This is a genomic window from Rhodococcus sp. EPR-134, assembly GCF_001647205.1.
Classification (GTDB): Bacteria; Actinomycetota; Actinomycetes; order Mycobacteriales; family Mycobacteriaceae; genus Rhodococcus_F; species Rhodococcus_F qingshengii.
Genome location: NZ_LVCT01000807.1, coordinates 1 through 6,613, shown reverse-complemented (window position 1 = coordinate 6,613; position 6,613 = coordinate 1). Strand labels below are relative to the sequence as shown.

The 6,613-nt window shown below is 63.8% G+C and carries 9 protein-coding genes and 1 pseudogene; 8 read left to right on the top strand and 2 right to left on the bottom strand.

All coding sequences use genetic code 11. From position 1 onward, the window contains the following. Positions 1–219: pseudogene (locus A2J01_RS34670) on the bottom strand (DNA-binding response regulator); the annotation flags it as partial. 141 nt (positions 220–360) lie between these two features. Between A2J01_RS34670 and A2J01_RS34665 the strand changes: the two are divergent. From A2J01_RS34665 to A2J01_RS34635, 8 genes are all read left to right on the top strand, one after another. After that, the gene (locus A2J01_RS34665) at positions 361–1,140 is read left to right on the top strand and encodes an LmeA family phospholipid-binding protein (RefSeq protein ID WP_003939847.1); all 780 of its coding nucleotides are present in this window, start codon (positions 361–363) and stop codon (positions 1,138–1,140) included. Then, complete coding sequence (locus tag A2J01_RS34660; protein WP_064114478.1) at positions 1,137–1,613, top strand: thioredoxin family protein; 477 nt, start codon at positions 1,137–1,139, stop codon at positions 1,611–1,613. The genes A2J01_RS34665 and A2J01_RS34660 overlap by 4 nt, the downstream gene beginning before the upstream one ends. A gap of 10 nt (positions 1,614–1,623) precedes the next feature. Then, a complete protein-coding gene (locus A2J01_RS37550) occupies positions 1,624–1,710 on the top strand; it encodes a putative leader peptide (RefSeq protein ID WP_350318872.1) in 87 nt (28 codons plus the stop codon). A 131-nt stretch (positions 1,711–1,841) separates the two neighbouring features. Then, positions 1,842–2,312, top strand: coding sequence for a DUF4395 domain-containing protein (locus tag A2J01_RS34655; protein WP_003940408.1), 471 nt, complete (start codon positions 1,842–1,844; stop codon positions 2,310–2,312). Between the two features lie 74 nt (positions 2,313–2,386). Beyond that, the gene (locus A2J01_RS34650) at positions 2,387–3,220 is read left to right on the top strand and encodes a sulfurtransferase (RefSeq protein ID WP_003939859.1); all 834 of its coding nucleotides are present in this window, start codon (positions 2,387–2,389) and stop codon (positions 3,218–3,220) included. A 2-nt stretch (positions 3,221–3,222) separates the two neighbouring features. Then, the gene (locus tag A2J01_RS34645) at positions 3,223–3,528 is read left to right on the top strand and encodes a DUF1416 domain-containing protein (RefSeq protein WP_003939797.1); all 306 of its coding nucleotides are present in this window, start codon (positions 3,223–3,225) and stop codon (positions 3,526–3,528) included. A gap of 195 nt (positions 3,529–3,723) precedes the next feature. Beyond that, positions 3,724–4,425: an FABP family protein gene (locus A2J01_RS34640; protein WP_064114477.1), complete on the top strand. Its 702-nt coding sequence runs from the start codon at positions 3,724–3,726 to the stop codon at positions 4,423–4,425. Between the two features lie 144 nt (positions 4,426–4,569). After that, positions 4,570–5,610, top strand: a complete 1,041-nt coding sequence (locus tag A2J01_RS34635; RefSeq protein WP_064114476.1) for a type IV toxin-antitoxin system AbiEi family antitoxin domain-containing protein — start codon at positions 4,570–4,572, stop codon at positions 5,608–5,610. 233 nt (positions 5,611–5,843) lie between these two features. Here the strand turns inward: A2J01_RS34635 and A2J01_RS34630 are convergent. Next, the coding region (locus A2J01_RS34630) for an ATP-binding cassette domain-containing protein (protein ID WP_156519491.1) at positions 5,844–6,613 on the bottom strand (770 nt) is incomplete at its 5' end.

The window sequence follows — 6,613 nt, the reverse complement described above, 5'->3', positions numbered from 1 at the left end:
GACCACAGGTACTGCGGATCCTGTGCTTCCGAGCAATCGACACAACCCGCGTGCGGCAGCCAGATCGGTGCGCGCATCCACCAATGCCACGTCCGCGGAACTTGCCTCGAGTAGCGAGGAAACCTCTGTGGGGGCAGGCCGAACCGAGTGCGCCAGCAACGCCAACGCCGGTAGTACAGCTTCCGGGTTGGGGTCGGAGGTGAGGAGGAGCAGTTCCACACGGCCTCCTATCTAGTAGCCCGCGCAACCCGTGAGGGCAACGCTCGAGTAGTTCGACGCTTTTGGTCGGTCCCTACATTAGCGTGCCTGGTACCGGGGCCGTCGCATCGAACCCCGACCGGAGTCCGTCACAATGGTGCGGTGCGCAAACTGATCATCGGCATCGTCTTTCTCCTCGGCCTCGGACTGGTGGCCGATTTCGGCGCGGCCGCGTACGCCGAGTACCGGGTTTCCCGCGAGCTCCGAACCGGCGCATCACTCGAGTCGGATCCGGAGGTCACCTTCAACGGGTTCCCCTTCCTCACCCAGGCACTCGGCGGGAAATACAAGGACGTCTACGTCAGAGCTACCGGCGTCCAGAGCGACGTGGTGGGCGAAGTGACCGTCGAGGCCGATCTGCGCGGGGTCACCGTTCCCTTCTCCGACATCGTGAACGGCAATGTCACCCAACTCCCCGTCGACAAACTCGACGGCCGGATGGGAATCAACGCCACCGACCTCGGAAAGCTGCTCAATATCCCTGACCTGCAGGTATCTTCGCCGCCTGCCAACAAGTCGGATGGCACCGGGGGCAGCGGCGGAACCGGAGCGAGCACCGCGGGCGCCGTCGTGCTGACGGGAACGGTTGCCGTCGGTCCGGTCGAGACTGCAGTGAGCGTGCAGGCCAACCTCGTTCTGGAAGGTGGGCAGGTCAAGATCGTCGCCAGCAATCTGTACTTCGGTCCGGAGGGCAAAGCCGATTTCTCGATCCCCGCAGCACTCGAACCCGTCGTCCTCGGACTGTTCAGCTACACGATCGATCCGCAGGCACTTCCCTACGGAATTCAGCCGAGCCTGGTCTACGCGGAAGGCGGAAGAATCGTGATCGAAGGCAGCGCCGAAAACACGACGATCGATCTCGCAGAGCTGCAGAACCGATGACCGGGATCACAATTCTGCTGGGCGCGCGGGTCGCCGTCGTCGCGGTCGGGCTCTTTCTCAAGTCGCGCAACGGAAAGGTCCGAGTCACCACGCCGGCCGCGACCGGCGCGGCGGACAGTCGCCTCGAACTGCTCCGCGCCGCTGGAGTCTCTTCGCCGAACGGCGGACCCGTCGTACTGCATTTCTCTGCCGACTGGTGCGGACCGTGCGCGGCAGTACGCCGCGTCGTCGGTCAGGTCGTGATCTCGATGGCCGACGCTCCCCGTCCGCCGGTGGAGATCGAGCTCGACATCGACAAGGAACCGGCTCTGGCACGCGAGATGAGTGTCCTCTCGCTGCCCACCACCTTCATCCTCGACGGTGGCCTGGAGGAACAGTTCCGGGTGTCCGGAGTGCCATCCGCAGCCGATCTGAAAGCTGCACTCGTACCACTATCCGGACCCCACGAGCCAAAATCCGAGAATTCGGGGTAAACTCGCCGACGTGCAAACCCGCCACGAGCTGATGCTCACCCGACGCCGCGCAGTAGACCTGTGCCGCCTCGGGGGCTGTTGCTGTACCTGTTGCTGATCACCTCATCCGTCAGATCTCTCTGACCTTCGAGCTTTCGCTCACGTGATCAATCCACCGAGTGGGACTTTGACGTCCCGTTTTCTCGGTCCAGGCACAGCATCATGCAATCCAGCGCAGGAGCACTCCCGATGTCCACAACCACACCCCAGCTCGAGCAGGTCGACGTCCGCGGACCTCGATTCGCCGCGTGGGTCACCACCGGCGTTCTCGTACTCACGCTCATCCTCTCGACCTTCTCACTGCCCGCCGCCACCGTCGTTCTCGCACTACAGGCCATCGTCTTCGCGGTCGGAGCGGTACTCGGCCCCAAGCGCAGCCCGTACGGCCAGATCTTCGGCAAGCTCGTCGCCCCGCGACTCTCGCCGGTCAGCGAACGCGAACCCGTGGCGCCGCTGCGCTTCGCGCAGTTCGTCGGCTTCGTCTTCGCACTCGCCGGCACGGTCGGTTTCCTGGCCGGGTCGACGATCGTCGGCACCGTTGCCACCGGCTTCGCCTTGTTCGCGGCCCTGCTCAACGCCGCGTTCGGCATCTGCCTCGGCTGCCAGATCTATCCACTCGTCGCAAGGCTGCGAAATACCGGCCGCGCTACCACCGCGTGAAAACGCTTGCCCCACAACCCTGCTGAACCCCTGCTAGATAACGACCGATGCAAGACCACATCGAAAGGAACACCATGGCTCGCTCCGACGTCCTAGTCTCCGCTGACTGGGCTGAGCAGAACCTCAACACCCCCAAGACCGTTTTTGTCGAGGTGGACGAGGACACCAGCGCATACGACGGCGGCCACATCGAGGGTGCAGTCAAGCTCGACTGGCGCAAGGACCTCCAGGACGGCGTCCGACGCGACTTCCTGAACCAGGAGCAGTTCTCGGATCTGCTCTCCGCCAAAGGCATTGCGAACGACGACACCGTCGTTCTCTACGGTGGCAACAACAACTGGTTCGCCGCTTACGCTTACTGGTACTTCAAGCTGTACGGCCACCAGGACATCAAGCTGATCGACGGCGGCCGCAAGAAGTGGGAACTCGACGGACGCCCGCTCTCCAAGGACGCAGTCAACCGCGAAGCCACGCAGTACAAGGCCGAGACCCCCGACTTCTCGATCCGCGCTTTCCGCGACGAGGTCATCGACGCCATCGGCAGCAAGAACCTCGTCGACGTTCGTAGCCCTGACGAGTTCTCGGGCAAGATCCTCGCTCCCGCCCACCTTCCGCAGGAGCAGGCGCAGCAGCGTGGCCACGTCCCCGGAGCCATCAACATCCCGTGGAGCACCACCGCCAACGAGGACGGCACCTTCAAGTCGGACGACGACCTCGCCAAGCTGTACGCGGAAAAGGGCTTCGACGACACCAAGGAAACGATCGCCTACTGCCGCATCGGCGAGCGTTCGAGCCACACCTGGTTCGTCCTGCAGGAGATCCTCGGCAAGAACAACGTCAAGAACTACGACGGCAGCTGGGTCGAATACGGCTCACTCGTCGGCGCACCGATCGAATTGGGAGCCTGATCATGTGTGGAGCACCTACCCAGGGCCAGACCCTGCCTGCCGGCGTCGACGTCGAGAAGGAAACGGTCATCACCGGCCGCGTTCTCGCAGCTGACGGCCAGCCCATCGGCGGCGCATTCGTGCGTCTGCTCGACGGCTCCGGAGAGTTCACGGCCGAGGTCGTGGCATCGGGAACCGGCGATTTCCGCTTCTTCGCCGCTCCGGGCGAGTGGACCGTGCGTGCACTGTCCAGCTCGGGCAACGGCACCTCCACCGTCGCTCCCGAGGGCTCGGGCGTGCACAACGTGGACGTGACCGTCAGCAAGTAATTCCTGCTTTGTCAGGCGGCCCCGCACCCCTCCGGTGCGGGGCCTTCTGCATTCCGGCTCCCGATTTTTCCGGTCGGTCGCCGCGGTCTAAGATGTACCCGTGGTCATTTTCTTCGAGGTACTCCTCGCACTCGCATCCGTCATGATCGCTTGGTTCTCCGTGTACGTCGTGTACCGCTTGGTCACCGACGAGTCGTGAGTCAGGCTCCGGATTCAGGGTCCGACGCGACCGCTGACGATTCCGCCGCTGCAGGTGCCGTGAGGCGCGGCAGCGGGGACGAAGCTGTCGCCATCGCCGTCGAGCGCTCCAAGTCGACGGCGTCGCTCAACATTCCGACCCTGCCGGACCTTCCGTTGCCGGAGGACACCGCAAACCTGCGCCTCGGCCCGGACATCAATCCCGAACTCCTCGCGCTTCTCCCCCTCGTCGGTGTCTGGCGCGGCGAAGGTGAAGGACACGACGAGAACGGCGACTACGCCTTCGGTCAGCAGATCGTCATCTCGCACGACGGCGGCCCGTACCTCAATTGGGAGTCCCGGTCCTGGCGCCTCGACGCCGAGGGCAAGTGCGTGAGCCCCGATCTGCGCGAGAGCGGTTACTGGCGCATGGGCGGCGACGGCATCCCGGGCAGCGTCAACCAGGAAGTGGTCGAACTCCTGCTCAGCCACAGCTCCGGTGTCGTCGAAATGTACTACGGGCGCGCACTCACCCAGGCGTCGTGGGAACTTGCCACCGACGTGGTGATCCGCAGCCAGTCCGGTGCACTGTACGGCGGCGCGAAGCGTCTGTACGGCATCGTCGAAGGCGGCGACCTCGCGTACGTCGAAGAGCGGATCATGTCTGACGGTGGCCTGGAACCGCGTCTCTCGGCCCGCCTGACGCGCTACATCGGCTAGCTCTGCTGTGCGCCTTTATTAACCCCCGGCGGTTAATAAAGGCGCACAGCAGATTTATCCACAGGCACCGACAAATTCCACAGGCGGGCTTCGGAGCGGCATCTTCGACCGATTCTTGTCGGTCCGCGATCTGACGGTATTCGCATGAGCTGCGACTACATCGATCCTGATCTCCGAAGACTCTTCGACTTCCAGCACGGACTCGCGACCAACAAACAACTACGCCCTTTCGGCTATTCACCGCGCCGCATCCAACATCTGGTCGAATCGGGTCAATGGACTTCCGTCCTCCACGGCGTTCAATCCAGCACCAACGGGCCGCTCAACCGAGCAATGATTCTCGAGGCCGCACTGCTGTTCGGCGGCGGAGAGACTTACCTGAGCCACCGGACTGCAGCTGAAGAGTGGGGACTCACGCACATCGAGTCCGAACTGCCGATCCACATCACGGTCCGATACGGCAGATCCTCCCGCTGTCAGAGTCCGACGGTCAGACCCGAACGCTCCCCGGCGCGCCCCGTTCCGTTGGGGTGGTCCACTGCCCATCCCGGAGTGATCGTTCATCGTTCACGCGCTCAGGCCCACATCGGCGTTGCCACTCAGCCTGCTCGTACTTCGCTGGCCGACACCGCAATTGACCTGGCGGTTGCAGAGCCGTCGGCTCGCGACGCCGCTCGTTCTCTGGTTCGCTCCGCCACGGCGTGCAAAGTGTCACGGATGGAATTGCGCACCCGAATGGAATGCCGCCGGCCGAGGCGATATGTCAAAGCACTGTCCTCGACATTGGACCTGTTGGATCGCGGTGTCCAGTCGGTACTCGAGCATCGCTACGCAATCGAGGTCGAGCGAGCACACGGTTTGCCGGAAGCACGACGGCAATCGCCGGTCCTCGTCGATGGGAGAACTCTCTACGAGGACGTCGACTACCGCAATTGCGGTGTCGCACTGATCGTTCGACTCGACGGATTTGCCTTCCACTCTTCTCGAGCGACTGCACTGCGTGATCGTCGGCGAGGAAACGCATCCGAACTGTCAGGCAACGCCACACTGGTCTTCGGTTGGGAGGAGGTGGAGGGGGCCTCGTGCCGAACTGCAGCCGAGGTCAGAGCCATCCTCGAGCGCGGTGGATGGTGGGGGCCTAATCCTTGTCCACGCTGTGCGCCTTTATTAACCGCCGGGGGTTGATAAAGGCGCACGGCACGAAGCGACCCCCGAGCCACACCCACGCTTTCGCGCGGATCCCGGTCGGACTGATCGGGGGCTCGGGGGTCGGGTGGCTGCCTGGGATTCGCCGGCCGCTCACGCGGTAAGTGAATTCCATCAGCGATTGCGGCTAGCTGGCAGCCACCTCACGCGTCCGTCTGTACTTCAATTTCAGACCACCTCCTTCCTTGTGTACAGGAGAAAGTACGCCCACTTCACGATGACGGCAACGTATTTTCCACAGAAACTTTTCCGACGCATATCACCTGGTCAGCTGCTGTGCCGTCCGGAAGTTGGTGGGTGACGACAACAACGGTTCGCGAAGAATCGACCAGCGTTGCGTCGCGACTGAGCAACTCGCGGAGCAACTGATCGCCCGCCTCCGCGTCCATGTGCTCGGTCGGCTCGTCGAGCAGCAGCACCTCCGCGGGCGAGACGATCGCGCGCGCCAACAGCAACCGACGACGCTCACCGCCCGAAACCGCTCGCATGCCGCCGACCAGGTAGGTGTCGAGCCCGTCCGGCAGTTCCGACAGCCAGTCGCCGAGACCAACTGCGGCAAGTGCCTTCTCCGCGTCCTCGGCGGTGAGGTCACCCCGCGCAACGCGCAGGTTCTCGAGTACCGACGTCTCGAAGAGGTGTGCGTCCTCGGCGAAGTACCCCACGTGCCGACGCAGCTCGGCCGGATCGATATCCGAAACGTCCACCGAGTCAACACGAACTGTTCCCGCGACGGGCGGCAGCAGTCCCGCCATCGTCATCAGCGCGGTGGTCTTTCCGGATCCGCTCTCGCCGACGACGGCAACACGAGCACCGCGAGGAAGGTCCACCGACAGCGGTTCGGTCACCTTTCCCCCGGGCCAACCCGCCCGCAACGCGTGCACACTCAGGACCCCGTCCTCCGGCCACGCACGATTTCCTTCAACGTGTTCGGCGTCGGCTCGATCGAGTACCGCCATGATGCGTGCCGACGCCAGCCGCGCCT